General features: G+C 69.6%; 22 protein-coding genes. 4 read left to right on the top strand and 18 right to left on the bottom strand.

All coding sequences use genetic code 11. From position 1 onward, the window contains the following. Nucleotides 1-141: 141 nt before the first annotated feature. From der to ndk, 7 genes are all read right to left on the bottom strand, one after another. Nucleotides 142-1,542, bottom strand: coding sequence for a ribosome biogenesis GTPase Der (gene der / locus JHW41_RS10970; protein WP_250449914.1), 1,401 nt, complete (start codon nt 1,540-1,542; stop codon nt 142-144). Between the two features lie 338 nt (nt 1,543-1,880). Then, on the bottom strand, nt 1,881-3,128 hold the full coding sequence (gene bamB, locus JHW41_RS10965; RefSeq protein ID WP_250449913.1) for an outer membrane protein assembly factor BamB: 1,248 nt from the start codon (nt 3,126-3,128) through the stop codon (nt 1,881-1,883). Further along, entirely contained in the window at nt 3,128-3,757 is a 630-nt protein-coding gene (locus tag JHW41_RS10960; RefSeq protein WP_057947899.1) for a YfgM family protein, read from the bottom strand. The genes bamB and JHW41_RS10960 overlap by 1 nt, the downstream gene beginning before the upstream one ends. Before the next feature lie 166 nt (nt 3,758-3,923). Further along, nucleotides 3,924-4,748: a helix-turn-helix domain-containing protein gene (locus tag JHW41_RS10955; RefSeq protein ID WP_250449912.1), complete on the bottom strand. Its 825-nt coding sequence runs from the start codon at nt 4,746-4,748 to the stop codon at nt 3,924-3,926. Continuing rightward, on the bottom strand, nt 4,748-5,599 hold the full coding sequence (pilW, locus tag JHW41_RS10950) for a type IV pilus biogenesis/stability protein PilW (protein ID WP_250449911.1): 852 nt from the start codon (nt 5,597-5,599) through the stop codon (nt 4,748-4,750). The genes JHW41_RS10955 and pilW overlap by 1 nt, the downstream gene beginning before the upstream one ends. After that, nucleotides 5,589-6,764, bottom strand: a complete 1,176-nt coding sequence (gene rlmN / locus JHW41_RS10945) for a 23S rRNA (adenine(2503)-C(2))-methyltransferase RlmN (protein WP_057950141.1) — start codon at nt 6,762-6,764, stop codon at nt 5,589-5,591. Before rlmN ends, pilW begins: the two co-directional genes overlap by 11 nt. Before the next feature lie 189 nt (nt 6,765-6,953). After that, nucleotides 6,954-7,379: a nucleoside-diphosphate kinase gene (gene ndk, locus JHW41_RS10940; RefSeq protein WP_078995781.1), complete on the bottom strand. Its 426-nt coding sequence runs from the start codon at nt 7,377-7,379 to the stop codon at nt 6,954-6,956. A 297-nt stretch (nt 7,380-7,676) separates the two neighbouring features. On the opposite strand from ndk, the gene JHW41_RS10935 reads away from it, so the two are divergent. From JHW41_RS10935 to JHW41_RS10925, 3 genes are all read left to right on the top strand, one after another. Next, entirely contained in the window at nt 7,677-8,297 is a 621-nt protein-coding gene (locus JHW41_RS10935) for a TetR/AcrR family transcriptional regulator (RefSeq protein WP_057947903.1), read from the top strand. A gap of 186 nt (nt 8,298-8,483) precedes the next feature. After that, nucleotides 8,484-10,859: a 3-hydroxyacyl-CoA dehydrogenase/enoyl-CoA hydratase family protein gene (locus JHW41_RS10930; RefSeq protein WP_250449910.1), complete on the top strand. Its 2,376-nt coding sequence runs from the start codon at nt 8,484-8,486 to the stop codon at nt 10,857-10,859. A 27-nt stretch (nt 10,860-10,886) separates the two neighbouring features. After that, nucleotides 10,887-12,092, top strand: coding sequence for an acetyl-CoA C-acyltransferase (locus JHW41_RS10925; protein ID WP_250449909.1), 1,206 nt, complete (start codon nt 10,887-10,889; stop codon nt 12,090-12,092). A 407-nt stretch (nt 12,093-12,499) separates the two neighbouring features. Here JHW41_RS10925 and JHW41_RS10920 read toward each other — a convergent pair whose 3' ends face one another. From JHW41_RS10920 to JHW41_RS10910, 3 genes are all read right to left on the bottom strand, one after another. After that, nucleotides 12,500-12,808 (bottom strand): hypothetical protein, encoded by a 309-nt coding sequence (locus JHW41_RS10920; RefSeq protein ID WP_250449908.1) that lies wholly within the window; start codon nt 12,806-12,808, stop codon nt 12,500-12,502. Nucleotides 12,809-13,106: 298 nt separating this feature from the next. Further along, nucleotides 13,107-13,472: a tRNA-binding protein gene (locus JHW41_RS10915; protein WP_078995784.1), complete on the bottom strand. Its 366-nt coding sequence runs from the start codon at nt 13,470-13,472 to the stop codon at nt 13,107-13,109. Further along, nucleotides 13,469-14,764, bottom strand: coding sequence for an NAD(P)/FAD-dependent oxidoreductase (locus tag JHW41_RS10910; protein WP_250449907.1), 1,296 nt, complete (start codon nt 14,762-14,764; stop codon nt 13,469-13,471). Before JHW41_RS10910 ends, JHW41_RS10915 begins: the two co-directional genes overlap by 4 nt. Nucleotides 14,765-14,841: 77 nt before the next feature. On the opposite strand from JHW41_RS10910, the gene JHW41_RS10905 reads away from it, so the two are divergent. After that, nucleotides 14,842-15,288: a hypothetical protein gene (locus tag JHW41_RS10905; protein ID WP_250449906.1), complete on the top strand. Its 447-nt coding sequence runs from the start codon at nt 14,842-14,844 to the stop codon at nt 15,286-15,288. A gap of 170 nt (nt 15,289-15,458) precedes the next feature. On the opposite strand, the gene galU is transcribed toward JHW41_RS10905, so the two are convergent. From galU to cmk, 8 genes are all read right to left on the bottom strand, one after another. Beyond that, nucleotides 15,459-16,361, bottom strand: coding sequence for a UTP--glucose-1-phosphate uridylyltransferase GalU (galU, locus tag JHW41_RS10900; RefSeq protein ID WP_078995787.1), 903 nt, complete (start codon nt 16,359-16,361; stop codon nt 15,459-15,461). Beyond that, the gene (locus JHW41_RS10895; RefSeq protein ID WP_057947911.1) at nt 16,361-18,271 is read right to left on the bottom strand and encodes a polysaccharide biosynthesis protein; all 1,911 of its coding nucleotides are present in this window, start codon (nt 18,269-18,271) and stop codon (nt 16,361-16,363) included. Before JHW41_RS10895 ends, galU begins: the two co-directional genes overlap by 1 nt. A gap of 67 nt (nt 18,272-18,338) precedes the next feature. Continuing rightward, entirely contained in the window at nt 18,339-19,310 is a 972-nt protein-coding gene (locus JHW41_RS10890) for a lipopolysaccharide biosynthesis protein (RefSeq protein ID WP_250449905.1), read from the bottom strand. 3 nt (nt 19,311-19,313) lie between these two features. Continuing rightward, entirely contained in the window at nt 19,314-20,492 is a 1,179-nt protein-coding gene (gene lapB / locus JHW41_RS10885; RefSeq protein ID WP_057947913.1) for a lipopolysaccharide assembly protein LapB, read from the bottom strand. A 4-nt stretch (nt 20,493-20,496) separates the two neighbouring features. After that, nucleotides 20,497-20,781, bottom strand: coding sequence for a LapA family protein (locus JHW41_RS10880; protein WP_057947914.1), 285 nt, complete (start codon nt 20,779-20,781; stop codon nt 20,497-20,499). A 196-nt stretch (nt 20,782-20,977) separates the two neighbouring features. Beyond that, entirely contained in the window at nt 20,978-21,280 is a 303-nt protein-coding gene (locus tag JHW41_RS10875) for an integration host factor subunit beta (RefSeq protein ID WP_057947915.1), read from the bottom strand. A gap of 320 nt (nt 21,281-21,600) precedes the next feature. Further along, nucleotides 21,601-23,289, bottom strand: coding sequence for a 30S ribosomal protein S1 (rpsA, locus tag JHW41_RS10870; RefSeq protein ID WP_057947916.1), 1,689 nt, complete (start codon nt 23,287-23,289; stop codon nt 21,601-21,603). A gap of 204 nt (nt 23,290-23,493) precedes the next feature. Continuing rightward, nucleotides 23,494-24,186: a (d)CMP kinase gene (gene cmk, locus JHW41_RS10865; RefSeq protein ID WP_057947917.1), complete on the bottom strand. Its 693-nt coding sequence runs from the start codon at nt 24,184-24,186 to the stop codon at nt 23,494-23,496. Nucleotides 24,187-24,202: the final 16 nt, after the last annotated feature.

Here is a 24,202-nt window from a genome sequence, read left to right as displayed (position 1 = left end):
GGCACGCAAAATCAAAATGGATTCCGGCTTTCGCCGGAATGACGGATCGGAGGTTGCGTCTCCACGTCCCGTCATTCCGGCGAAAGCCGGAATCCATTTCGACTTCGCCCCCGGCTTCGCGAGCCGAACCGGCCGCCGCGCTTACTTCCCGCGCTTCACATGCCTTATCAAGCGCTTCTTCTTCGCCACCTGCCGCTCGGTCAGCACGTTCTTCTTGCCTTCGTACGGATTGCTGCCTTCCTTGAACACGAAGCGCACCGGCGTGCCGACCAGCTTGAAGCGCTTGCGGAAGAAGTTCTCCAGGTAGCGCTTGTAGCTGTCGCTGAGGGTGCGCAGACGGGTGCCGTGGACGACGAAGGTCGGCGGGTTGAGCCCGGCCGGATGGGCGAAGCGCAGCTTGGCCACATGCCCGCGCACCACCGGCGGCGGGTTGGTCTCGTAGGCGATCTCCATCGCCTTGGTGACCTCGCTGGTGCCGATCTCGGTGGTGGCCGAGGCGTGCGCGCGGTGGATCGCCGCGAACAGTTCCTTCAGGCCCGAGCCGTGCTTGGCGCTGATGCGCACCGGCTCGGCCCACTCGACGAAGGCGAGCTTGCGCTTGAGCAGGTTCTCGGTCTGCTGGCGCTGGTATTCGGTCTGCCCGTCCCACTTGTTGACCGCGACCACCAGCGCGCGGCCGGCGTCGAGCGCGTAGCCGAGCACGCTGGCGTCCTGGTCGGTCACGCCCTCGGTGCAGTCGAGCATGACCACCGCGACCTGGCACTGCTCGATCGCCTGCAGGGTCTTGATGATCGAGAACTTCTCGACCGCTTCCTCGACCTTGGACTTGCGCCGCACGCCGGCGGTGTCGACCAGCCGGTACAGGCGGCCGTCGCGTTCCATGTCGACCGCGACCGAGTCGCGGGTGGTGCCCGGCACGTCGGAAGCGATCATGCGCTCCTCGCCGAGCAGGCGGTTGACCAGGGTCGACTTGCCCACGTTCGGGCGGCCGATGAAGGCCACGCGGATGCGGTTGGGATCGTTGTCCAGCTCGGCGGTCGCGCCCTCTTCGGGCACGCGCGCCAGCACTTCGGCCAGCAGCTCGTCCAGGCCCTGGCGGTGCGCCGAGGAGACCGCGATGGCGTCGCGGATGCCGTAACGGGCGAAGTCGTCGATCGCCGCGCGCGCGTCGATGCCGTCGGTCTTGTTGACCACCAGCAGGGTCGGCCGCGAGGTCTTGCGCAGCCAGGCCAGGATCTCGTCGTCCAGCGCCGAGGCGCCTTCGCGGCCGTCGACCACGAACAGCACCAGGTCGGCCTCCTCGGCCGCGGCGCGCGCCTGGCGCGCGGTGGCGCCGGCCAGGCCCTGCTCCTCGCCGGCGATGCCGCCGGTGTCGACCACCGCGAACGCGCGCTGGCCCTCGGGCCGGCACACGCCGTAGTGGCGATCGCGGGTGACGCCCGGCTCGTCGTGGACGAGCGCGTCGCGGCTGCGCGTGAGCGCGTTGAACAGGGTGGATTTTCCGACGTTGGGGCGGCCAACGAGGGCGACTAGCGGAAGCATGGTTGTTTGCAGCCGGGAATGAGGAATAGGAAGGGCGGCGCGGCGGCGGACGGATCCGCGCGGCGAACTCGGCCGGAAAGGCCGACATAGTGCCAGAGCGGGCGCGAAGACGCCTTCGCGCGGCGGGCGAACCCGGCCGGGCCGGAGCGCCAGGCGCCCGGCCCCGAAAACGAACGGCCCGGGACGGCTGCACGCCGCCCGGGCCGCATTACATCGTCGACATGGCGAAGCGGCCGTCGGGAATCGGGACGCCGCCCCGGGTCCGGCCGGCGCGAGCGGCCTTCAGCCACCGCGCCCCGCCTCGCCCGAACCGGCCTCTCAAAGCCCGGTGCCCGGCCTCACTGCAGCTTGAACGCGGTCAGCTCGCCCTTGATGTTCTGCACGATCGCGATGCCGTCGACCACCACCGGCGCGGCCTTGAGCGGCTTGCGGCCGGCGCGGGCGCGCGCGGCGAACTCGCCGGTCGACAACTTCATCCAGTGCACGTAGCCGTCGAAGTCGCCGACCAGGGCGTAGTCGCCCTGCACCGCCGCGCCGGTCAGGTCGCGGCGCGCCAGCGAGGGCTGCGACCACAGCGCGGCGCCGCTGGTCTTGTCCAGGCCGAACACGGTGCCGGCCGGGTCGGCGACGATCAGCTTGTCGCTGGCCACGCCCAGGCGGCCGGCGCCGCCGTGCTCGCTGGCCCACATCGGCCGGCCGCTCGGCGCGTCGATCGCCATGGTCTGCTTCTTGAAGCTGGTCGCGTACAGCACCGTGCCTTCCAGCACCGGGGCGCCGTCGATGTCGGCCATGCGGTCGAGCTCGCTGCGGCCGTCGGGCTGCGCCACCGGCACGTCCCAGGTCGAGCGGCCGTCGCTGGCGGCCAGCGCGCTGAGGGTGCCGTCGTCGTTGCCGACGAACACATAGCCCGGGCCCAGCGTCGGCGCGCTGTTGCCGCGCAGTGACAGGATCGGCACGTCGCGGTTCCAGAACCAGCGGCGCTCGCCGCTGGCGGCGTCGAAGGCGGTGACGCGGCCGTCGTTGGAGCGCACGAACACCATGCCCAGGCCGATGGTCGGCGCGGCGATCACTTCGTTGGGGACGCTGGCGGTCCACTTCTGCGCGCCGGTGGCCGCGTCGAGCGCGATCACCTCGCCGTCGAGGCCGCCGACCACGACCAGGCCGTCGCCGGCGCCGGGACCGCCGGACAAGCGGATCTCCTTGTCCTTCTTCTCGCGCTCCTTCTTGTCCTTGCGGGTCGGCACGAAGTGCCAGACTTCCTTGCCGGTCTGCAGGTCGTAGGCGTGCACGCCGCCCTTGATCGCCGCGGCGTAGACGCGGCCGTCGGCCACGGCCGGCGCCTGGCGCACGCCGATCCGGTCCTCGCCCTTGCCGGCGTTGACCGACCAGATCTTGTCGACCTTGACGCTGGCGGTGAAATCGACGAGCTCGGTCGGCTCGTTGGGCTTGCCGTCGTCCTTCTTCTTGCTGCCGCCGAACCAGCCCTTGACCGTCGAGCATCCGCTCAGGGCGAACGCGAACAACGCGGCGGTGGCGGCGACGCGCACGAAAGCGCCGCCGTGAGACCTCTTCTGGGCTTGGATCATTAAGACTTGGCCTCGGGCTTGGCCGGCGTGCCGCCGGCTTCGGTGAGCTTGAGTTCGAGCAGGCGGCGGCGCGGCGAGGCTTCGTCGAGCTTGGCCAGCGCGTCGGTGTATTCCTTGCGCGCCAGTTCCTGCTTGCCGAGCGCGAGCTGCGCGTCGCCGCGCACCTCGATCGCCAGCGGCTGGCTGGACTGCGCCAGCAGCTTCAGCGCCTCGGCCGGCTGCTTGGTGTCGACCAGCAGGCGCGCCAGGCGCTGGGAGACGATCTCGGCCATCGCGGCGTCGTCGGTCTTGATCGCGCGCAGGGTGGCGATGGCGGCGGCGCCCTGGTTGGCCTCGACCTGCTGCTTGGCCAGTTCCAGCGCGGCCAGGGTGTGGTACATGCCTTCCGGCAGCGCCTTGACCTTGGCTTCGGCGGCCTTGTCCTTGGCCTGCACCGCATCGACCGCGGACTGGTACTGGGCGGAGGCCTGCGCGTTCTGCTCGACCTGGTGGTTGCCCCACCACTTCCAGCCGCCGATCGCGGCCAGGCCCAGGGCGATGCCGCCGATCAGGCCGGCGCCGTTGGCGCGCAGCCAGGACAGCACGCGTTCGCTTTGTTCGTGTTCGTCGAGCAGGTCGTCTATCGCCATGATGCGCCGTGGTTATGCTGCCTGGACGGCCCGACGCCGCGCATGGCGCGGCAGGCGGGCCGAACGGGCCATGTAAGGAAACAGGCCGGAATCAGGTCGGGAAAACCGGCCGCATCGCGGCCGGTCGGAAACCTGGAACGGAACGTTCGCGGACCCGCGGCGCGGGTCAGTCGGAGACCGGCGCGAGGGAACCGTCAGAGGATAGCGTAAAGCGCGCCACGTTCGCGCGGCTGAACGGCGTCAGATCGACCGGTTGGCCGGCGTTTAGCACTTCCACCGCCGAGGTGTTGCCGAGCCGCACGTTGGCGACTTCGCCCGGGGCGTAGCTGCGTTCCTGGCCGGCGCCGAGGATGCCTTCCTCGAGCTTGCGGCCGTCGTTGCCGACGATCTGCACCCAGCTGTCGCCGCTGAACTTGAACGTCAGCGACTTCGCAGCGGTCGGCGCCGGCGCGGCCTGCGGCAGGCTCGGGCCGATCGAAGCGATGACCGGGGTGCGCTGCGGCGGCTCGCTGGCCGGACGCGCGGACTGCGCCGCATCGGCGCCGGCCGGCAGCGCGGCCATGTCCAGCGACTGCACCGCGCTGTTGCCGGCCGGATGGCGGGTGGCGATCCAGATCGGCACCGCGATCGCCGCGGTCATGACGATGTAGACGGCGCGGCGGGTGGTCTGTTCGAACACCCGGCGGTAGCGCGGGGTGTGGGTGTGGCTGACCAGTTCGGACGGCGCGGTCGAGGCGATCGGGCTGGCGACCAGTTGCTCTTCCAGGTCGACGCCGAGCAGGCGCGCATAGCTGCGCAGCTGGCCGCGCACGAACACCGGCGCGCCGATGCGGGCGAAATCGTCCTGTTCCAGCGATTGGATCGCGCGCGCGGGCATCTTCAGCTTCGCGGCCACGTCCTCGATGGACAGCCCCGCCGCTTCGCGAGCCTGTTTCAGACGCGCGCCGCAGCTTCCGCCGACTTCAGGCGCGAATTCGTTCGACTGCATCATCACTTACCGCCATCCCCCGATTCGGAGCCCTGCGCGTCAGGGAACTCCGCCCTCATTCGCTGAACGTATCTCGCGGCGGCAGCCCTGTCGCCGAGTTTTTCTTCGATTTGTGACGCAGTCATCAGCGCTTCAGCTGAAATAGGCTCAACGGCCAGACGGCGTTCAGAAAAGGCGCGCGCCTCGAAGGCCTTGCCCAGGCGCAACTGGCGCGCGGCCATCGCGCTCAGCGCGGTGGCGTTCTCCGGCTCCAGCGCCAGCGCCTGGCGCAGGTCGCGCTCGGCCCGTTCGCCCTCCCCGGCGCGATCGGCGCAGGCGCCGCTGTTGGCCAACAGCACGGCCAGATCGGTATAGGTCGGATCGACGCGGGCGCGGTCGAAATAGCCCAGCGCCTGGCCCGGTTGCTGGTTGGCGCACAGCCACACCGCGTAGTTGTTGAGCGCCGCGCCGCGTTCCGGCGCCAGCTCGGCGGCCTTGCGGTAGTGGCCGCCGGCCTCGGCGTTCTTGCCGTCGCGTTCGGCCATCACCGCCATCACGCTGTAGGCCTCGGCCGACTTCGGGTCGAGCTTGAGCGCCTGGCGCAGTTCGTCGCGCGCCTTGCCGTTGTCGCCGGCCTGCAGGTAGCGCTGCGCGGCCAGGACCCGCGCGGTGGCGGCAGCCTGCCCGCTCGCGGCGCGCTGGTCGTTCTTGAAATCGTAAGTGGGCCCGGTCGATTCGGAGCCGCGGCGCTCCAGGTTGGGCTTGATGAAGGTCAGGCGGTTGCAGCCGGCGGCGCCGGCCAGCACCAGCGCGGACAGGACCAGGCCGCCGAGCAGGCGCGCGCTGGCCGATCGGATCGGCCGGTCAAGCGGCATCGCCGATCTCCCCGCCGCGGCCCGGGCCCTGGTCCAGCCCCTGCGCCTGCAGGCGCTTGCGGAACTCGGCCTGGCGCCGGGTACGGTCCATCACCTGGCCCTTGAGCTGGCCGCAGGCGGCGTCGATGTCGTCGCCGCGGGTGCGCCGCACCGGCGCGATCATGCCGGCCTCGTTGAGCAGCTTCTGGAACGCGCGGATGGCCGCATCGTCCGGGCGCTCGAAACGGGTGCCGGGAAACGGGTTGAACGGAATCAGGTTGACCTTGGCCGCGTCCTTCATCTGCACCGCGTTGTCGAACTGGCGCAGCAGGCGGACCAGCTGGCGCGCATGCGTGGGCTGGTCGTTGACGCCCTTCATCAGGGTGTATTCGAAGGTCACCGAGGTGCCGCGCTTGCGCAGCGCGTAGCGCACGCAGGACTCCATCAACTCGGCGATCGGGTACTTCTTGTTGAGCGGGACCAGCTCGCTGCGCAGCTCGTCGTTGGGCGCGTGCAGCGACACCGCCAGCGACACGTCGGACACTTCGCCGAGCTTGTCGATCATCGGCACCATGCCCGCGGTCGACAGCGTCACGCGCTTGTTGGCCAGGCCGTAGCCGAGGTCGTCGCGCATGATGCTCATCGCGCGCACGACGTTGTCGAAGTTCGCCAGCGGCTCGCCCATGCCCATCATCACCACGTTGGTGAGCCGGCGCTGCTGGTGCGGGACGTTGCCGAGATGGCGCGCCGCCACCCACACCTGGCCGATGATCTCGGCGGTGGACAGGTTGCGGTTGAAGCCCTGGGTCGCGGTCGAGCAGAACTGGCAGTTCAACGCGCAGCCGACCTGCGAGGACACGCACAGCGTGCCGCGGCCCTTGTCGGGGATGTAGACGGTCTCGATCGCGTTCTTCGGGTCCATGCCGAGCAGCCACTTGTGGGTGCCGTCGGTGGAGGGCTTGTCGAACACGACCATCGGCGCGCGCACCTGCGCGTGCGCTTCGAGCTTGGCGCGCAGCGCCTTGCCCAGGTCGGTCATGCCGTCGAAGTCGGTGACGTAGCGGTGGTGGATCCACTTCATCACCTGGTGCGCGCGGTAGCGCTTCTCGCCCAGGCTGTGTTCGAAGAAATCCTCGAGCTGGGTGCGGTCGAGGTCGAACAGGTTGGTCTTGCCGTTGTCGGGCACGGCGGCGACCGGCTTGGCCGCCGCCGTGGCCGGAACCGCTGCGACTGCGTCCGCGGCCGCATCGACGCGCACGGCGTCGATGCGCGTCTTGCCCTCGGCCTGCGCGTCGGCGGCGGAAGGGGCGTCGATGTTGTCGCGGATCTCGTTCACTGCGGTCTCGTGTTTGCTGCTGCGCTCAGCGTCTGGCGATCAGCGCGCGTAGACGTCGGTGGCCGGGAAGAAGTACGCGATTTCGATCGCGGCGTTCTCCAGGCTGTCCGAACCGTGCACGGCGTTGGCGTCGATGCTGTCGGCGAAGTCGGCGCGGATCGTGCCCGGCGCGGCGTCCTTCGGGTTGGTGGCGCCCATCAGTTCGCGGTGCTTGAGCACGGCGTTCTCGCCCTGCAACGCCTGGATCACCACCGGACCGCTGATCATGAACTCGACCAGCGCGGCGAAGAACGGGCGTTCGCGGTGAACGGCGTAGAAACCTTCCGCTTCCTGCTTCGACAGGTGCTTCATCTTCGAGGCGACGACCTTGAGGCCGGCCTTTTCGAAGCGGGTGTAGATCTCGCCGATGACGTTCTTGGCGACGGCGTCGGGCTTGATGATGGACAGGGTGCGCTCCAGCGCCATGGAATCTCTCCGGGTAGGCGGGCCGCTTGCGGTCGGCCCTGAGAATAACAGAAAACCCGCGACGGGACGCGGGTTTAGCCGATATGGCTGCGGTAATTCTACATGCAAGCGCGGCGATTCGGGAGTGGGGACGACGCGCGAACGGGGCGTTTCCCGCCCTGCCCGGCTTTGCCGTTCGCCGCCGTCGGCGGCCCGACATACGCCACCGGATTGACCGCGGCCCGGCGCCCGGACTAGCATCAAACAAGCGTTTGATTCATGGCCACCCCTGGCCGCGTCCCGGAGCCACCCGTCCGCATGTCCAGCACCGCCCATTTTTCGACCAAGGACCGCATTCTCGGCGCCGCCGAGGAGCTGTTCGCCCAGTTCGGCTTCACCGGCACCTCGCTGCGCCAGGTCACCAGCCGCGCCGACGTCAACATCGCCGCGGTCAACTACCACTTCGGCAGCAAGGAGAACCTGGTCAACGAGGTGTTCCGCCGGCGCATGGACGAGATGACCGCGCAGCGGCTGAGCGCGCTCAAGGCCGCGCTGGCCGAGCGTCCCGGCGAGCTGGAGCCGATCCTGGCCGCGTTCGTCGAGCCCGCCCTGGCCCTGGCCCAGGACCGCAATGGCGGCGGCGCCTTCGTCCGGGTCATCGCCCGCGCCTACGCCGAGAAGAACGACAGCCTGCGCAAGTTCCTGTCCGACCACTACGGCCACGTCCTGCGCGAGTTCGCCAAGGCCATCGCCACCGCGGTGCCGGGGCTGAGCAAGGAGGAGCTGTACTGGCGCCTGGACTTCCTGGCCGGTTCGCTGACCTATGCGATGGCCGACTTCGGCCTGATCAAGCGTCCCGCCGGTGTCACCGAACAGGCGCACCGTGAACGCGCCGCGCGCGAACTGATCCGCTTCGCCGCCGCCGGCTTCAAGAGCTGAGCGGCGCAGGCGCGGGCCCCGGCGGGGGCCGCGCCGCCGGACGGCCGCGAACCCGGCCCCGGTCCCGAACCTCCCCGCCGCCGGATTCCCGCCACCCACCATTCCCGCGTTACCTGAAGCCGCTTCGTGCAGCGCACTGACCCCAGCCCGCTCGCGAATCTCTATTCCTTCAAGGAGTTGTAGACGATGTCCAACCAATTGCTAGTCCGTCGCGCCGCGGTCCTCGGGGCCGGCGTCATGGGCGCCCAGATCGCCGCGCACCTGACCAACGCCGGCGTCGACACGGTCCTGTTCGACCTGGCCGCCAAAGACGGCGACCCCAACGGCATCGTCAACAAGGCCATCGCCAACCTGGCCAAGCTGAGCCCGGCGCCGCTGGCCAGCAAGGCCCTGGCCGAGCGCCTGACCGCGGCCAACTACGACACCGGCCTGGAACAGCTGCGCGGCTGCGACCTGGTGATCGAAGCCATCGCCGAACGCATGGACTGGAAGCAGGACCTGTACAAGAAGATCGCCGACTACGTGCCCGAGCACGCGGTGCTGGCCTCCAACACCTCCGGCCTGGGCATCAACAAGCTCGCCGAGGTGCTGCCGGAGCAGCTGCGCCACCGCTTCCTCGGCGTGCACTTCTTCAACCCGCCGCGCTACATGCACCTGGCCGAGCTGATCCCGGCCAAGACCACCGACGCGGCGGTGCTGGAGGGCCTCGAGACCTTCCTGACCACCACCCTCGGCAAGGGCGTGGTGATCGCCAAGGACACCCCGAACTTCATCGGCAACCGCATCGGCGTGTTCTCGATGCTCGCCGCGATGCACCACACCGAACAGTTCGGCCTCGGCTTCGACGCGGTCGACGCGCTGACCGGTCCGGCGATCGGCCGGCCGAAGTCGGCGACCTACCGCACCGCCGACGTGGTCGGCCTGGACACGATGGCCCACGTCATCAAGACCATGGCCGACACCCTGCCCGACGACCCCTGGCACCAGTACTTCAAGGCGCCGAAGTGGCTCAGCGCGCTGGTCGAGAAGGGCGCGCTCGGGCAGAAGGCTGGCGCCGGCTTCTACACCAAGAAGGGCAAGGACATCCTGGTGCTGGACCTCAAGGCGCAGGACTACCGCGTCTCCGCCGGCGAGCTCGATCCCGAAGTCGCGGCGATGCTGAAGGAAAAGGACCCGGCCAAGAAGTTCGCCGCGCTGCGCGCCAGCAGCCATCCGCAGGCGCAGTTCCTGTGGGCGGCGTTCCGCGACACCTTCCACTACAGCGCCTACCACCTGGAATCCATCGCCGACACCGCGCGCGACGTCGACTTCGCGATGCGCTGGGGCTACGGCTGGTCGCTGGGCCCGTTCGAGACCTGGCAGGCCGCCGGCTGGAAGCAGGTCGCCGACTGGATCGCCGAGGACATCGTCGCCGGCAAGGCCATGGCCAGCGCGCCGCTGCCGAACTGGGTGTTCGACGGGCGCGAGGGCGTGCACGACGGCAAGGGCAGCTACAGCCCGGGCCGCGGCGGGCAGGTGCCGCGCTCGTCCAACCCTGTGTACGCGCGCCAGCGCTTCCCCGATGCCCTGCTCGGCGAGAAGTTCTCGCAGGGCCAGACCGTGTTCGAGAACGACGGCATCCGCCTGTGGGCCGATGAAGGCGACGACGTCGCGGTCATCAGCTTCAAGACCAAGATGCACACGGTCAACGACCACGTGCTCAACGGCATCCAGGAAGCCATCGGCATCGCCGAGAAGAAGTTCAAGGGCGTGGTGATCTGGCAGCCGAAGGAGCCGTTCTCGGCCGGCGCCGACCTGTCCGGCGCGCTCGGCCTGCTGCAGGCCGGCGACATCAAGGGCTTCGAGGCGATGGTCGCCAACTTCCAGGCCACCAGCCAGCGCATCAAGTACTCGCTGGTGCCGGTGGTCGCGGCGGTGCGCGGGCTCGCGCTCGGCGGCGGCTGCGAGTTCCAGATGCATTCGGCGCGCGCGGTGTTCGCGCTGGAAAGCTACGTCGGCCTGGTCGAGGCCGGCGTCGGCCTGCTGCCGGCCGGCGGCGGGCTCAAGGAACTGGCGGTGCGCGCGTCCGACGCGGCCGGTCCGGGCGGCGACGTGTTCGCCCACCTGAAGACCGCGTTCGAAAGCGTGGCGATGGGCAAGGTCGCGACCTCGGCGTTCGAAGTGCGCGAGCTCAAGCTCGCCCGCAACGACGACGTGGTGGTGTTCAACGCGTTCGAGCTGCTGCACGCGGCCAAGGCGCAGGCGCGCGGCCTGGCCGAGGCCGGCTACCGCCCGCCGCTGCCGGCGCGGCGCATCCAGGCCGCCGGCGACGTCGGCATCGCCACCTTCAAGATGCTGTTGGTGAACATGCTCGAAGGCCGCTTCATCTCCCCGCACGACTACGAGATCGCCAGCCGCATCGCCACCGTGATCTGCGGCGGCGAAGTCGACCGCGGCGCGCTGGTCGACGAGGAATGGCTGCTCAAGCTCGAGCGCGAGCACTTCGTGGCCCTGGCGCAGATGCCCAAGACCCAGGAGCGGATCGCGCACATGCTCAAGACCGGCAAGCCGCTGCGCAACTAAGCCGACGACGACATAGGACTTATCGAGATGACCAAGCAAATCCAAGACGCCTACATCGTCGCCGCCACCCGCACCCCGGTCGGCAAGGCCCCGCGCGGCGTGTTCCGCAACACCCGTCCCGACGACATGCTCGCCCACGTGCTCAAGGCCGTGGTCGCGCAGGCGCCGGGCATCGACCTGGGCCGCATCGACGACGCCATCATCGGCTGCGCCATGCCCGAGGGCGAGCAAGGCATGAACGTGGCGCGCATCGGCGTGCTGCTGGCCGGCCTGCCCGATACCGTCGCCGCGCAGACCGTCAACCGCTTCTGCTCGTCCGGCCTGCAGGCCGTGGCGCTGGCCGCCAACGAGATCCGCCTCGGCAACGCCGACTTGGTCCTGGCCGGCGGCACCGAGTCGATGTCGATGGTGCCGATGATGGGCAACAAGGTCGCGCTGTCGCCGTCGGTGTTCAAGGACGACCACGTCGCCATCGCCTACGGAATGGGCATCACCGCCGAGAAGGTCGCCGAGGAGTGGAAGGTCTCGCGCGAGCAGCAGGACGAATTCGCCGCGGCCTCGCACCTCAAGGCGCTGGCCGCGCAGGCCGCCGGCGAGTTCCGCAGCGAGATCACCCCGTATGATGTGATCTCGCACGTGCCGGACCTGTCGTCGAACGCGATCAAGCTGCGCCAGCTCTTGGTCGAGAACGACGAAGGCCCGCGCGCCGATACGTCGATCGAAGGCCTGGCCCGGCTCAAGCCGGTGTTCCGCAACGCCCAGTTCGGCGGCACCGTCACCGCCGGCAACAGCTCGCAGATGAGCGACGGCGCCGCGGCGATCCTGCTGGCCTCGGGCCAGGCGGTGAAGGACTACGGCCTGACCCCGCTGGCGCGCTTCGTCAGCTTCTCGGTCGCCGGCGTGCGCCCGGAAGTGATGGGCATCGGCCCGATCGCCGCGATCCCGAAGGCGCTCAAGCAGGCCGGCCTGAGCAAGGACCAGCTCGACTGGATCGAGCTCAACGAAGCCTTCGCCGCACAGGCGCTGGCGGTGATCCGCGACAGCGAACTCGACCCGTCCAAGGTCAATCCGCTCGGCGGCGCGATCGCGCTCGGCCACCCGCTCGGCGCCACCGGCGCGATCCGCACCGCGACCATCGTGCACGGCCTGCAGCGGCGCAAGCAGAAGTACGGCATGGTGACGATGTGCATCGGCACCGGCATGGGCGCGGCGGGGATTTTCGAAGCGCTGTAAGCGCCCGCCGTTTCGCGATACGAAAAACCCCGGGATTCCCCGGGGTTTTTTGTTGCCTCGGAAACTACCTGTAGGAGCGGCGCAAGCCGCGACCGCGCCAACGCAACGGCGACGAAAACCGTGGCGCGGCGATAAAGCCGCCATGGCCGCAAAAACGAAAGCGCAGCAAGCCTCCGTCGTAGTTGCATTGGCGCGCTCGCGGCTCGCGCCGCTCCTACCGGGGAGCGCTCGCAAACACGAAAACAAAAACCCCAGCGCCGTGCTAGGCCGCGCGCCGGGGGCCGCGCGACGCCACCCACAAGACAGGCGCGCGCGAACGACGAAAGCGATGAGGGTGCGGCCGCCGCGCCGCGACGGCCGGGAGACGCCCGGCGCGCGGCGCTAGGGTCGCCGCGCGCCGGCGGGACTCACTTCGGGCAGGCGGTGAACTTGCCCTTGGCGTCGCGGCAGCGCGTGGCCTCGGCCTTCTTGGCGCAGGCGATGAACTTGCCCTTGCCGTCGCGGCAGCGCTCGGTCGCGGCCTTGGCCGGAGCGGCCTTGGCGGGCGCGGCCGCAGCGGCAGGCGCGGGCGCGGGTTTGGCCGCGGGCATCGTCGCCGGCGCCGACTTGGCCGCGGCGGTCGGCTGCGCGGCGGGCGCGGCTTGCGGCGCGGCGAACGCGCCCAGGCTCAGGGACAGCAGGACGGAAGCGAGCGAAACGGCGAGCGTGCGACGCATGGCGAGACTCCCTGGAAGACGACCAAATGGTGGATCGCAAAGGGATGCTAGCGCCGAGCTGTGCTTGAAGGTGTGTTTGGCGGATTAAATTTACTTAATGAAGGTGCGGTTTGGCGGCGTCGTAGGCATGGTTTCGTGGTCGCGGCTTGCGCCGCTCCTACAGCCGACAACGTCGCCACGGCCAGCCCCTTGTAGGAGCAGCGCAAGCCGCGACCGCGACACCACGACTGCGCCGCAACCACCGACCGCCCTCGCCTCCGCGAGACCGCCCGTCCCTGCCCCGTCGCGGCCGCCCACCTCAGGCCAACCGCGTCCCGTTCGGTACCGGCCGCTCGATCGCCGTCACCACCACGCCCTCGTCGGTCGGGAATCCGGTCAGCAGGAACTCCGACACGAACGGACCGATCTGCTTGGGCGGAAAATTGATCACCCCGACGATCTGCCGCCCGACCAATTGCTCGGCCGAGTACAGCTGGCGGATCTGCGCGCTGGTCTTGCGCACCCCGTACGGGCCGAAGTCGACCCACAGCTTCCACGCCGGCTTGCGCGCCTGCGGAAACTCCTCGACCTGCACCACCGTGCCGGCGCAGATCGCCACTTTCTCGAAATCGCCCCAGGTGATCGGCTCGTGCGCCGGGGCGGCGCCGTGTTCGTTCTCGCTCATCGATCGCGTCTCTCGCTCTTGTCCTTGAACCAATCCTTGAACTGCGCCCAGGCGTAGCTCGCTTGCGCGGCGACCAATCCGGCCGGCTTGAACGCGCTGACCACGCCATAGCCGGACAACTCCCGCCAGCGTTCGTCGCCCTCGGCGATGGCCGCGGCCAGCAGTTCGCCGGCGAAGGTGGTCGGCGCGACGCCGTGGCCGCCGAAGGCCTGGGCCAGCCACAGGCCCTCGCCGATGCGACCGACCTGCGGCATCTGGTGGCGGGCGTAACTCATCAGGCCCGACCACGCGTAGTCGATGCGCACGCCCGCCAACTGCGGAAACACCCGCAACAGGTCGCGGTACAAAACTTGCTGCACCTGCCGCGGCGAACGGTCGCGCACCGAGATGCGCCCGCCCCACAGCAAGCGGCCGTCGCGCAGGGGCCGATAGTAGTCGAAGGCGAAACGGCTGTCGTAGATCGCCGCGCGGGTCTGCAACGCGCCGTCGAGCAGTTCGCCGAGCGGCTGGGTGACCATGACGTAGGTCGCGATCGGCATCACCGCCGCGTCGACCTCGCGCCGCAGTCCGGCCAGGTAACCGCCGCAGGCCAGCACCACCTGCTCGGCGCGCACCTCGCCGCGCTCGCTGCGCACCCGCCAGCCCTCGCCGTCGCGCTCCAGCGCCAGCGCGGGCGAGCCCTCGTGCACGCGCACGCCCAGCGCCTGCGCCTGCGCGGCGATGCCCTGGGCGTACTTGAGCGGGTGGAAGTGGAAGGCCTGCGGTTCGAACAGGGCGTCGTGGTAGCGGTGGCTGCGCACGCGTTCGCGCAAGCGCTCGCGCGGCCACCATTGCCACTCCACGCCGAAGTGTTCGGCCAGCAGGCGCTGGCGCGCGCGCAACACCTCGGGGTCGGCGAACCAGTTGGCCCAGATCGCCCCGGCCTCGGTGGCGTCGCAGTCGATGCCGTAGCGGCGGATGCGCGCGCGGATCAGTTCGACCGCGTCGAGCGTGCCCTGGTACAGCGCCCTCGCCCGCTGCGGCCCGAGCTCGCGCAGCAGCGCGTCTTCGCCGCGCGAAAAACCGCCGAAAACGAAACCGCCGTTGCGCCCCGACGCGCCATAGCCGACCCGCTGCGCCTCCAGCAGCACGACCTCGCCGACGCCGCGCTCGGCCAGCCCGAGCGCGGTGTTGAGCCCGGCGAAACCGCCGCCGATCACGCATACCCGCGCGCGCGTCGATTCCTCCAGCGCCGGCCAGGCGCGGTCGGCGTCGAGGCTGGCACGGTAGTAGTGGTCGGCGAGTATGGACATGGACGGCCCGCGGCGCTTTGATGGCGGCGAACGCGCGCCGCGCCGGTTCGCGGAACCGCGCGGCCGTTCGACCGAGGATGAGTTCGACCCTGACGATGGAAATCCACCGTGCCGACCTAGCCTACCGCAGACGCAGCCTGTGGCTGCTGCTGGCCATGGCCGCCGGCTGCGCGCTGGCGCTGTGGCAGTTGCACGGCTGGCTGCAGGCCGTGCAGGCCCACGTCGCCATCGCCGACGCGGCGCAAGCGCGGCGCTGGCTGCGGCGCGCGCTGGCCGGACTGGCGCTGGCGCCGACCGCGCCGTTGTGGCTGTGGGGCCGCGGCCTGCGCCGGCTCGGCCGCGCAGCCGGCGAACAGCGGCGCTTCCCGCCGCGCGACTGCAAGACCTACCGCGACGTGCGCGTGCTGCGCGGCGACGCCGCGGTCACCTGGGCATCGCGCACCCAGCGCGCCGGCCGCGCGGCGCACTACGCGGCCGCGGCCTGCGTGGCGGCGGCGCTGGCGGTGTGGGCGTGGTTGGGGTAATCGCCGACCGGGGGACTTCAGAAGCGTTGAGCTGAGAGCTGCCGAGCGCAACGAAGCAGATGGCAGGCCGGCCCGGCAAACCGGCGCAAACGAAAAGGCCGCCGATCCTCGCGGACCGGCGGCCCTATATCGCGCCGAACCTGGTGGCCGGCGAACCGGCCACCGAAAACTCAGGCCAGATCTTCGACGCCGAGTTCGTTGAGCGCGCTCTGCATCATCTGCCGCGCCGAGTCGCTGAGCTTCTCGTGGTCGAGCGCGTAGCGGATGGTCGCCTCGATCAGCCCGATGTGGGTGCCGCAGTCGAAGCGCGTGCCCTGGAAGCGATAGGCGTTGACCGCTTCCTGCTGCAACAGCGTGGCGATCGCGTCGGTCAGCTGGATTTCGCCGCCGGCGCCCGGCGTGGTGTTCTCCAGCAGTTCGAAGATGCGCGGATTGAGCACGTAGCGGCCGACCACGGCGAGATTGCTCGGCGCCACCTCGGGCTTGGGCTTCTCGACGATGGCGGTGATGCGGCCCTGGCGCGCGTCGAAGTTCGAGGTCGCGACGATGCCGTAGCTGCCGGTCTGCTCGCGCGGCACGTCCTGCACGGCGATGGTGCTGGCGCCGCTGGCGGCGGACGCGTCGGCCATCTGCTTGAGCGCGCCGGCGCCGCCGCGGTTCCAGATCAGGTCGTCGGGCAGCAGCACGGCGAAGGGCTCGTTGCCGATCACGTCCTTGGCGCACAGCACCGCGTGGCCCAGGCCCAGCGCTTCGGCCTGGGTCACGAACACCGCGCGCACGCCCGGCGGCAGCACGTTGCGGATCAGCTCCAGCTGCTCGGTCTTGCCCGAGCGTTCGAGCTTGTGCTCGAGCTCGTAGGCCTTGTCGAAGTAATCGGCGACCGCGTGCTTGTAGCGGTTGGTGATGAACACCAGCGTGTCGCAACCCGCCTCGATGGCCTCGTCGACCGCGTACTGGATCAGCGGCCGATCGATGATCGGCAGCATCTCCTTGGGCACGGTCTTGGTCGCGGGGAGGAAACGGGTGCCGAGGCCGGCGACGGGAAATACGGCCTTGCGGATGCGTGCAGGCATCAAATCTTCCTGGCGTTGCGGGCGGGAAAGGCCACCACGGTAGCCGATTCCTTGTAATCCGGATGTTCACCGATCGGTTGGAACTCCGGAACCGCGACGCGCAGCAAGGCGTTGAGGGCTTCGCGGTCGTAGCGCACCGAGGCCTCGCGCAGCTGTTGCAGCGAGTGCTCCAGCGACGCGGCGGACACGTCGCGCGGCTCGGCCTGCAGGATCTTGGGATGCACGGTCGGGCGGTAGCGCTCGTCGGCGTGGAACAAGGTCTCGTGCAGCTTCTCGCCCGGGCGCAGGCCGGTGTAGACGATGGCCACGTCGCGGCCCGGCTGCTTGCCGGCCAGGCGGATCATCTGCTCGGCCAGCAGCCGGATCGGCACCGGCTCGCCCATGTCGAGGGTGTAGATGGCCTCATGGGTGCCGATCGCCGACGCCTGCAGGATCAGCTGGCAGGCCTCCGGGATGGTCATGAAGAAGCGGGTCACTTCCGGATCGGTCACGGTGACCGGGCCGCCGGCGCGGATCTGTTCGCGGAACAGCGGCACCACGCTGCCGGCCGAATCGAGCACGTTGCCGAAGCGCACGGTGACGAAGCGGGTCTTGCGCTGGTCGGCCAGAGCCTGGCAGGTCATCTCGGCCAAGCGCTTGGTCGCGCCGAGCACGTTGACCGGATCGACCGCCTTGTCGGTGGAGATCAAAACGAAGGTGCCGACGCCGGCGGCGCGGCACGCGCGCGCGACGGTCTCGGTCGACAGCACGTTGTTGCGCACCGCCTCGCGCAGTTGCGCTTCCAGCAGCGGCACCTGCTTGTAGGCGGCGGCGTGGAAGGCGGCGTCGGGCTCGGACAGCTTGAGCGCGTATTCGATCACCGCGCGGTCGCCGCAGTCGCCCAGCACCGGGATGAACTCGACGTCGGGGAAGTCGCGGCGCAGCGCGGTCTCGGTGGTGACCAGGGCCAGTTCGTCGATCTCGATCAGGGCGATGCGGCCGGCGCCGTGGCGCGCGCACTGGCGCACCAGTTCCGAACCGATCGAGCCGCCGGCGCCGGTGACCAGCACCGAACGTCCGCCGAGCCAGCCGCGGATCGCCTTCCAGTCCGGCAACACCGGCTTGCGCCCGAGCAAATCCTCGATCGCGACTTCCTTCAGTTCGCCCGGCAGCGAGCGGCCTTCGAGCACGTCCTGCAGGCGCGGGACCATGCGGAACGGCAGCCCGGTGCGCTCGCAGGCCATGACGATGCGCTGCATCGCGTTGGCGTCGGCCGACGGCATCGCGATCACCAGCAGCTTGGCCGCGGTCTCGCGCGCGATGTCGGCCACGTCCTCGACCTTGCCCAGCACCGGCACGCCCTGGACCTTGCTGCCGCGCAGGCGCACGGCGTCGTCGAGGAAACCGATCGGGTGATAGGTGCCGAAGCGACGCAGGTCGCGCACCAGCGCTTCGCCGGCGCGGCCGGCGCCGAGGATCAGGATCCGCACCGACACCGCGTTGGCGCTGTCGATGCGGCTGTCCTTCCACGCGCGATAAAGCAGGCGCGGCGCGCCGAGCATGCCCATCAGCACCAGCGGATACAGCACCAGCACCGTGCGCGGCACCTGGTCGACGCGGTTGTAGAGGAACAGCCCGAGCACGATCGCGAACAGGCCGAGCATGCAGGCCTTGAAGATGTTCCAAAGGTCGGGCACGCCGGCGAAGCGCCACAGCCCGCGGTACAGGCCGACCTGCCAGAACACCAGGCCCTGCGCGGCCAGCACCAGGGCGATCTCGGTCGACCACAGCGGCAGCGGCGGCGGCTGCGCGATCACGCCGAAGCGCAGCTTGTGCAGCGCCTGCCAGACCAGCCAGACCATCGCGAGATCGTGCGCGACCACGGCCAGACGCGGCAGTCCGCTCTTGAGTCGATCACGCAATGAGCTCATTCCTGCCTCGCCTGTAAATCTTTGGGAAAATCTTGAGTCGGTCGGTCGCGCCCGCCGACCCCGCCGCTCACGGCGCGGACCGCTCGGTCCGTTGGATCAGCCACCACAAAAAAGCGGCGGATATATACCATCCGGCCCCCATACACAGCATGAAACCGATCCGGACTTCGGTCACAAGGTGCAGCGAGGCTAAGGACAGCAGCGTGAAAATCGCATAAGCGAGGGTGACCCGGACATGGCCGACGCGGCGCGCCCAGACCTGGTAGGCGTGCTGGGTGTGCGGGGTCCACCAGCGCTCGCCGCGGCGCACCCGGCGCAGCAGGGTCAGGCTGGAATCGACCATGAATGCGGCCAGCGGGATCAGCAGGACCAGCGCCCGCGCCGGCTCGGCCTGGGCGGTCGCGGCCAGGGCGCCGAGGCCTGCGACGGCGTAGCCGATCGCGCCGCTGCCGACGTCGCCCATGAAGATCCGCGCGCGCGGGAAGTTGAACGGCAGGAATCCGGCGCAGGCGGCCAGCAGGGCCAGCGCCAGCCAGCTCCAGACCGGACCGCCGAACCCGGCCAGGGCCAGCGCGACCAGGGCCGCCTGCGAGGCGGCCAGGCCATTGATGCCGTCCATGAAGTTCCACACGTTGGTCAGCCCGACCGCGAACGCGAACGCGGCCAGGGCCAGCCACGGATCGCCGCGCGCATGCCAGACCGCCGCTGCCAGCAGCGCCGCGGCGAGGATGTGCACGGCCAGGCGCAGCCACGGCGACAGCGGGCGGTGGTCGTCGACCCAGCCGATCGCCGCGATCGCCGCCAGGCCCAGGCCGAAGGCCAGGGCCAGCGACGCGTAGGCGGGAAACTTCAGCCCCAGCGACACGGTCGCCACCAGCAGCGCGATCACGATGGCGATGCCGCCGCCGCGCGGCGTCGCCACGCTATGGCTGCGGCGCTCGCCGGGCTGGTCGATCAGGCGGCTGCGCAGCGCGTAAGCGCGCGCCAGCCAGGTACCGGCCGCGGCCAGCGCGGCATGGATGGCGAGCCACGCCCACATCGCTCAGACCACCGCGTAGTTGAGCAGCGGCTTGACCGTGCCCCACTCCTTGCAGCTCGGGCATTGCCAGTGGTGGCTGCGCGCGCCGAAGCCGCAGCGGTTGCAGCGGTAGCTCGGGTTGCGCACCAGCAACTGGTCGGTGATGTGCTTGAGGTCGTGCAGGGTCGCCAGCGGATCGGCGCCCTCGGCCAGGGTCAGGTCGATCAGCGCCGCTTCGCCGCGCACCGACGGGCGGTCCTTGAGCTGGCGCGCGAGGTAGGCGCGCGCGGCCGGCACGCCGTCCTCGGCCTCGACCATGCGGGTCAGCGCCAGCACCGGCGAGATGCCGCGGTAGTGCTCGCACATCTCGGCCAGGAACGCGCGCGCGCCGGTCGGGTCGCCGTTGCGCTCATAGCAGCTCAGCAGCGCCGGCAGCACTTCGGGCAGGTAGTCGGGATCGGCGCGGGCGACGCGCTCGAACGCGCGGATCGCCGCGGTGTCGTTGCCCGCCTCCACTTCGATCCGGCCTTCGAGCATGCCCGCGCGCACCGAGTTGGCGTCGGCCTCGTAGGCGCGCTTGACCGCCTCGCGCGCGCCCTGGGCGTCGCCGGCGGCGCGGTGGCGGTCGGCCAGCTCGCATTCGAACTGGGCGATCAGCTTGCCCATCGGCTCGCCGGTGGCGGCCTCGAAGCGCTGCGCGTTCTCGATCGCCTTGCCCCAGTCGCGCTCGGCCTGGTAGATGCCGATCAGGTGGCGCAGCGCCAGCGGCGCGCGCATGTCCAGCGCGACCAGATCGCTGAAGACGGTCTCGGCGCGGTCGAGCAGGCCCGAACGCATGTAGTCCTCGCCCAGCGCCAGCAGCGCCTGCACCTTCTGCTGGTCGCTCAGGCCCGGGCGCTGCACCAACGCCTGGTGCAGGCGGATGGCGCGGTCGACCTCGCCGCGGCGGCGGAACAGGTGGCCCAGCGCGACCTGGGTCTCGAAGGTGTCCTTGTCGAGTTCGGCGATGTGCAAGAACAGCTCGATGGCCTTGTCCGGCTGCTCGTTGAGCAGGTAGTTGAGGCCGCGGAAATACGTGGTGGAGAGGTGACTGACCTGGTTGTCGCTGTGGCGCTCGCCACCGCGGCGGCCGATCACCCAGCCGCTGAGCGCCGCGATCGGCAGCAACAGGAAGAACCAGAACCACTGACTGATGAATTCCATGCGCTCAGTTCTCGACCGTGGTGACCGCCGGCAAGCCGGCACCGGAGTCGGCGCGGCCGCGCTCGGCGCGGGCGAGGCGGCGGCGCAGCGGCAGCACCACGCTGGCGCTGATCGCCAGCCCGCCGATCAGCGCGCCGGCCAGCAGCGACACGATCAGGACGATGCCCAGCGAGGTCGCCGGGACGAAGCCGAAGCCCAGGTCGATGCTGACGCTCTGGCGGTTGAGCGCGCCCAGGACCGCTCCGGCGGCCAGGCACAGCACAGCGATGAGTACGCGGATCAGGCGCATGAGGACTCCCGGGGTTCGTGTACGCGCGACGCGTGCGGCAGGCTAAAGAGTAGCCGACGCGACGCAGGGCCGCGTAGAGGCGACGGCTCGCGGCCCTGGGCGGTCGCGAAGGCCCGCGCCCTCGCCCGCCGCCGGCGGATCGGCCAGGCGCCGCGCGCACGGCGCGCCGCGGCGGCCGTGGACGGCTGCGGCGGCCTCAGCCTTCTTCGTCCAGCGGCGTCACGCCGCTGACGCGCTCGCGCAATTCCTTGCCGGGCTTGAAGTGCGGCACGTGCTTGCCGGGCAATGCGACCGATTCGCCGGTCTTGGGATTGCGGCCCAGGCGCGGCGGACGGTAGTGCAGGGAGAAGCTGCCGAAGCCGCGGATCTCGATCCGCTCGCCGGCCGACAGGGCCCCGCCCATCATTTCCAACAAGGCTTTCACCGCCAGATCCACGTCGTCGCCCTTGAGGTGGGCCTGACGTTGGGAAAGGATCTCGATGAGCTCGGACTTGGTCATGCGCAGTGTTGCCTGGCCTTATGCAAAGGTCTTTGGTGAAGATGCGGCCTCGCGCCGCGCGCGATCCCCTGCCGCTGGCCCTGACGCGTCCGGCCATGCCGGCCCGCCGGGCCCGCCGCCGCGTTCCGGCCTGCGGGACGCGACAACGAATGATTCGTGGAACCGATGGTGCGGTGAAGCGTGTCGCAGTGGAGCGTCTTGCGTCGCAAGCCGGGTCGGCCCCGGTCTTGCCCATCGTCCGACGGCGCCGGCGAGCAGCGCCGCGGAGGATGACCGCCGCCCCGGCGAACCGGGGCGGCGGCGATACCGCGATGAAGCGATTACTCGGACTTGCCGCTCAGGCGCTCGCGCAGCAGCGCGCCGAGGCTGGTCGTGCCGCTGGCAGCGTCGCCGGCGTGACGGTTGTAGTCCGCCATGGCTTCCTGCTGGTCGGCTTCGTCCTTGGCCTTGATCGACAGCTGCATGCTGCGGCCCTTGCGGTCGGTGCCGATGATCTTGGCCTCGACTTCCTGGCCGACCTTGAGGTACGTGGAAGCGTCTTCGACGCGCTCCTTGGCGATGTCGCGCGCGGCGACGTAGCCTTCGATACCATCGGCGAGCTCGATCACGGCGCCCTTGGCGTCGACTTCCTTCACCACGCCCTTGACGATCGAGCCCTTGGCGTTGGAAGCGACGTACTGACCCATCGGGTCCTGCTCCAGCTGCTTGACGCCCAGGCTGATGCGCTCGCGCTCCGGATCCACGGCCAGGACGACGGCTTCCAGCGTGTCGCCCTTCTTGTAGTTGCGGACCACGTCTTCGCCGGTGGTGTTCCAGCTGATGTCGGACAGGTGGACCAGGCCGTCGATGCCGCCGTCCAGGCCGATGAAGATGCCGAAGTCGGTGATCGACTTGATCTGGCCTTCGACCTTGTCGCCCTTCTTGTGGATGGCCGCGAAGGTCTCCCACGGGTTCGAGGTGACCTGCTTCATGCCCAGCGAGATGCGGCGACGCTCTTCATCGACGTCGAGCACCATGACCTGAACTTCATCGCCGACCTGCACGATCTTGGACGGGTTGACGTTCTTGTTGGTCCAGTCCATTTCGGACACGTGGACCAGGCCTTCGACGCCCGGCTCGATCTCGACGAACGCGCCGTAATCGGTGACGTTGCTGACCTTGCCGAACACGCGGGTGTTGGCCGGGTAGCGGCGGGCGATGTTGTCCCACGGATCCTCGCCCAGCTGCTTGAGGCCGAGGCTGACGCGGTTGCGCTCGCGGTCGTACTTGAGCACGCGGACGTCGAGCTCCTGGCCGACTTCCACGACTTCCGACGGGTGACGCACGCGCTTCCACGCCATGTCGGTGATGTGCAGCAGGCCGTCGATGCCGCCGAGGTCGACGAACGCGCCGTAGTCGGTGAGGTTCTTGACCACGCCCTTGAGGATCGCGCCTTCCTGCAGCTTCTCCATCAGCTGCTCGCGCTCGACGCTGTACTCGCTCTCGACCACCGCGCGGCGGGAGACGACGATGTTGTTGCGCTTGCGGTCGAGCTTGATGAGCTTGAACTCGAGCTCCTTGCCTTCCAGGTACGCCGAGTCGCGCACCGGACGCACGTCGACCAGCGAACCGGGCAGGAAGCCGCGGACGTCCTTGATGTCGACGGTGAAGCCGCCCTTCACCTTGCCGCTGATGCGGCCGGTGATGGTCTCGTTCTTCTCGAGCGCCTGCTCGAGTTCGTCCCACACCATCGCGCGCTTGGCCTTCTCGCGCGAGAGCACGGTTTCGCCGAAGCCATTCTCGATGGAGTCGAGCGCGACCTTGACTTCGTCGCCCTCGGCGACGTCGATTTCGCCGGCGTCGTTACGGAACTGTTCGATCGGCACGATGCCTTCGGACTTCAGGCCGGCGTTGATCACCACCACGTCGCCGCGGACTTCCACGACGACGCCGGTGACGATGGCGCCCGGCTTCAGCTTGGCCAGGTACTGCTGGCTCTGTTCGAACAGTTCGGCAAATGATTCGGTCATTGGATTTGATTACTCGGTTGAACACACGGGCCGCACCGTTTGACATCGTTGCCGTCGTGGCAACGCAAGCAGAACGTGGTCGACCCACCCGTTATGTGATGCGATGGAACTGCATCATGTGTTGTGGTTGATCCGGCGCGGGACTGCGCCGGGGCTTCTTCGTTTACAGCGTTCCGCCGCGGAGGTTTCGTCGCGCCGCGCCGTTCAGCGCGCGGGCAGCAAAGCCAGCACCTGTTCGACTACCGTGTCGATTCCAAGACCGGTGGTGTCGATGCGGACGGCGTCGTCGGCCGGGCGCAAGGGAGCCACCGCGCGCTGGGCGTCACGGGCGTCGCGGGCGAGAATCTCCCGCAGCAGACCGTCTAAAGTAACCGAAACCCCCTTGTCCTTCAACTGCTTATAGCGCCTTTCCGCGCGTTCCTCGGCGCTGGCGGTCAGGAACACCTTGTATTGGGCGTCCGGGAAGATGACCGTGCCCATGTCGCGGCCGTCGGCGACCAGCCCGGGTTCCTGCCTGAATGCGCGCTGGCGGTCCTTGAGCGCGGCCCGGACCTCGGGAATCGCGGCGATGGCCGAGGCGGCGGCGCCGGCGGTCTCGGTGCGCAGCTCGTCTGTGGCGTCGACGTCGTTGACCAGCACCCGCAGTTCGCCGGACGCGTCGTCGCGGAAGCCGATGTGGGTGTCGAAGGCGCAGCGGACCAGGGCGGCCGGGTCGGCGAGGTCGAGGTCGGCCCAGCCGGCGGCGACGCCGACCGCGCGGTACAGGGCGCCCGAATCCAGGTAATGCCAGCCCAGGCGCTGCGCGACCAGGCGGCTGATGGTGCCCTTGCCGGAGCCGGAGGGGCCGTCGATGGTGAGGACGGGGACGTGGGGGTTCTGGGAAGATGCGCTATTCATGCGCCGCATTATGCGG

The sequence above is a fragment of the Lysobacter enzymogenes genome, from assembly GCF_023617245.1.
Lineage (GTDB): Bacteria > Pseudomonadota > Gammaproteobacteria > Xanthomonadales > Xanthomonadaceae > Lysobacter > Lysobacter yananisis.
This window is presented reverse-complemented; position numbering and strand designations above follow the sequence as displayed.

Coding starts and splice junctions, on each gene's coding strand:
- der (WP_250449914.1), bottom strand. CDS start 1,542: ATGCTTCCGCTAGTCGCCCTCGTTGGCCGCCCCAACGTCGGAAAATCC.
- bamB (WP_250449913.1), bottom strand. CDS start 3,128: ATGATCCAAGCCCAGAAGAGGTCTCACGGCGGCGCTTTCGTGCGCGTC.
- JHW41_RS10960 (WP_057947899.1), bottom strand. CDS start 3,757: ATGGCGATAGACGACCTGCTCGACGAACACGAACAAAGCGAACGCGTG.
- JHW41_RS10955 (WP_250449912.1), bottom strand. CDS start 4,748: ATGATGCAGTCGAACGAATTCGCGCCTGAAGTCGGCGGAAGCTGCGGC.
- pilW (WP_250449911.1), bottom strand. CDS start 5,599: ATGCCGCTTGACCGGCCGATCCGATCGGCCAGCGCGCGCCTGCTCGGC.
- ndk (WP_078995781.1), bottom strand. CDS start 7,379: ATGGCGCTGGAGCGCACCCTGTCCATCATCAAGCCCGACGCCGTCGCC.
- JHW41_RS10935 (WP_057947903.1), top strand. CDS start 7,677: ATGTCCAGCACCGCCCATTTTTCGACCAAGGACCGCATTCTCGGCGCC.
- JHW41_RS10930 (WP_250449910.1), top strand. CDS start 8,484: ATGTCCAACCAATTGCTAGTCCGTCGCGCCGCGGTCCTCGGGGCCGGC.
- JHW41_RS10925 (WP_250449909.1), top strand. CDS start 10,887: ATGACCAAGCAAATCCAAGACGCCTACATCGTCGCCGCCACCCGCACC.
- JHW41_RS10920 (WP_250449908.1), bottom strand. CDS start 12,808: ATGCGTCGCACGCTCGCCGTTTCGCTCGCTTCCGTCCTGCTGTCCCTG.
- JHW41_RS10915 (WP_078995784.1), bottom strand. CDS start 13,472: ATGAGCGAGAACGAACACGGCGCCGCCCCGGCGCACGAGCCGATCACC.
- JHW41_RS10910 (WP_250449907.1), bottom strand. CDS start 14,764: ATGTCCATACTCGCCGACCACTACTACCGTGCCAGCCTCGACGCCGAC.
- JHW41_RS10905 (WP_250449906.1), top strand. CDS start 14,842: ATGAGTTCGACCCTGACGATGGAAATCCACCGTGCCGACCTAGCCTAC.
- galU (WP_078995787.1), bottom strand. CDS start 16,361: ATGCCTGCACGCATCCGCAAGGCCGTATTTCCCGTCGCCGGCCTCGGC.
- JHW41_RS10895 (WP_057947911.1), bottom strand. CDS start 18,271: ATGAGCTCATTGCGTGATCGACTCAAGAGCGGACTGCCGCGTCTGGCC.
- JHW41_RS10890 (WP_250449905.1), bottom strand. CDS start 19,310: ATGTGGGCGTGGCTCGCCATCCATGCCGCGCTGGCCGCGGCCGGTACC.
- lapB (WP_057947913.1), bottom strand. CDS start 20,492: ATGGAATTCATCAGTCAGTGGTTCTGGTTCTTCCTGTTGCTGCCGATC.
- JHW41_RS10880 (WP_057947914.1), bottom strand. CDS start 20,781: ATGCGCCTGATCCGCGTACTCATCGCTGTGCTGTGCCTGGCCGCCGGA.
- JHW41_RS10875 (WP_057947915.1), bottom strand. CDS start 21,280: ATGACCAAGTCCGAGCTCATCGAGATCCTTTCCCAACGTCAGGCCCAC.
- rpsA (WP_057947916.1), bottom strand. CDS start 23,289: ATGACCGAATCATTTGCCGAACTGTTCGAACAGAGCCAGCAGTACCTG.
- cmk (WP_057947917.1), bottom strand. CDS start 24,186: ATGAATAGCGCATCTTCCCAGAACCCCCACGTCCCCGTCCTCACCATC.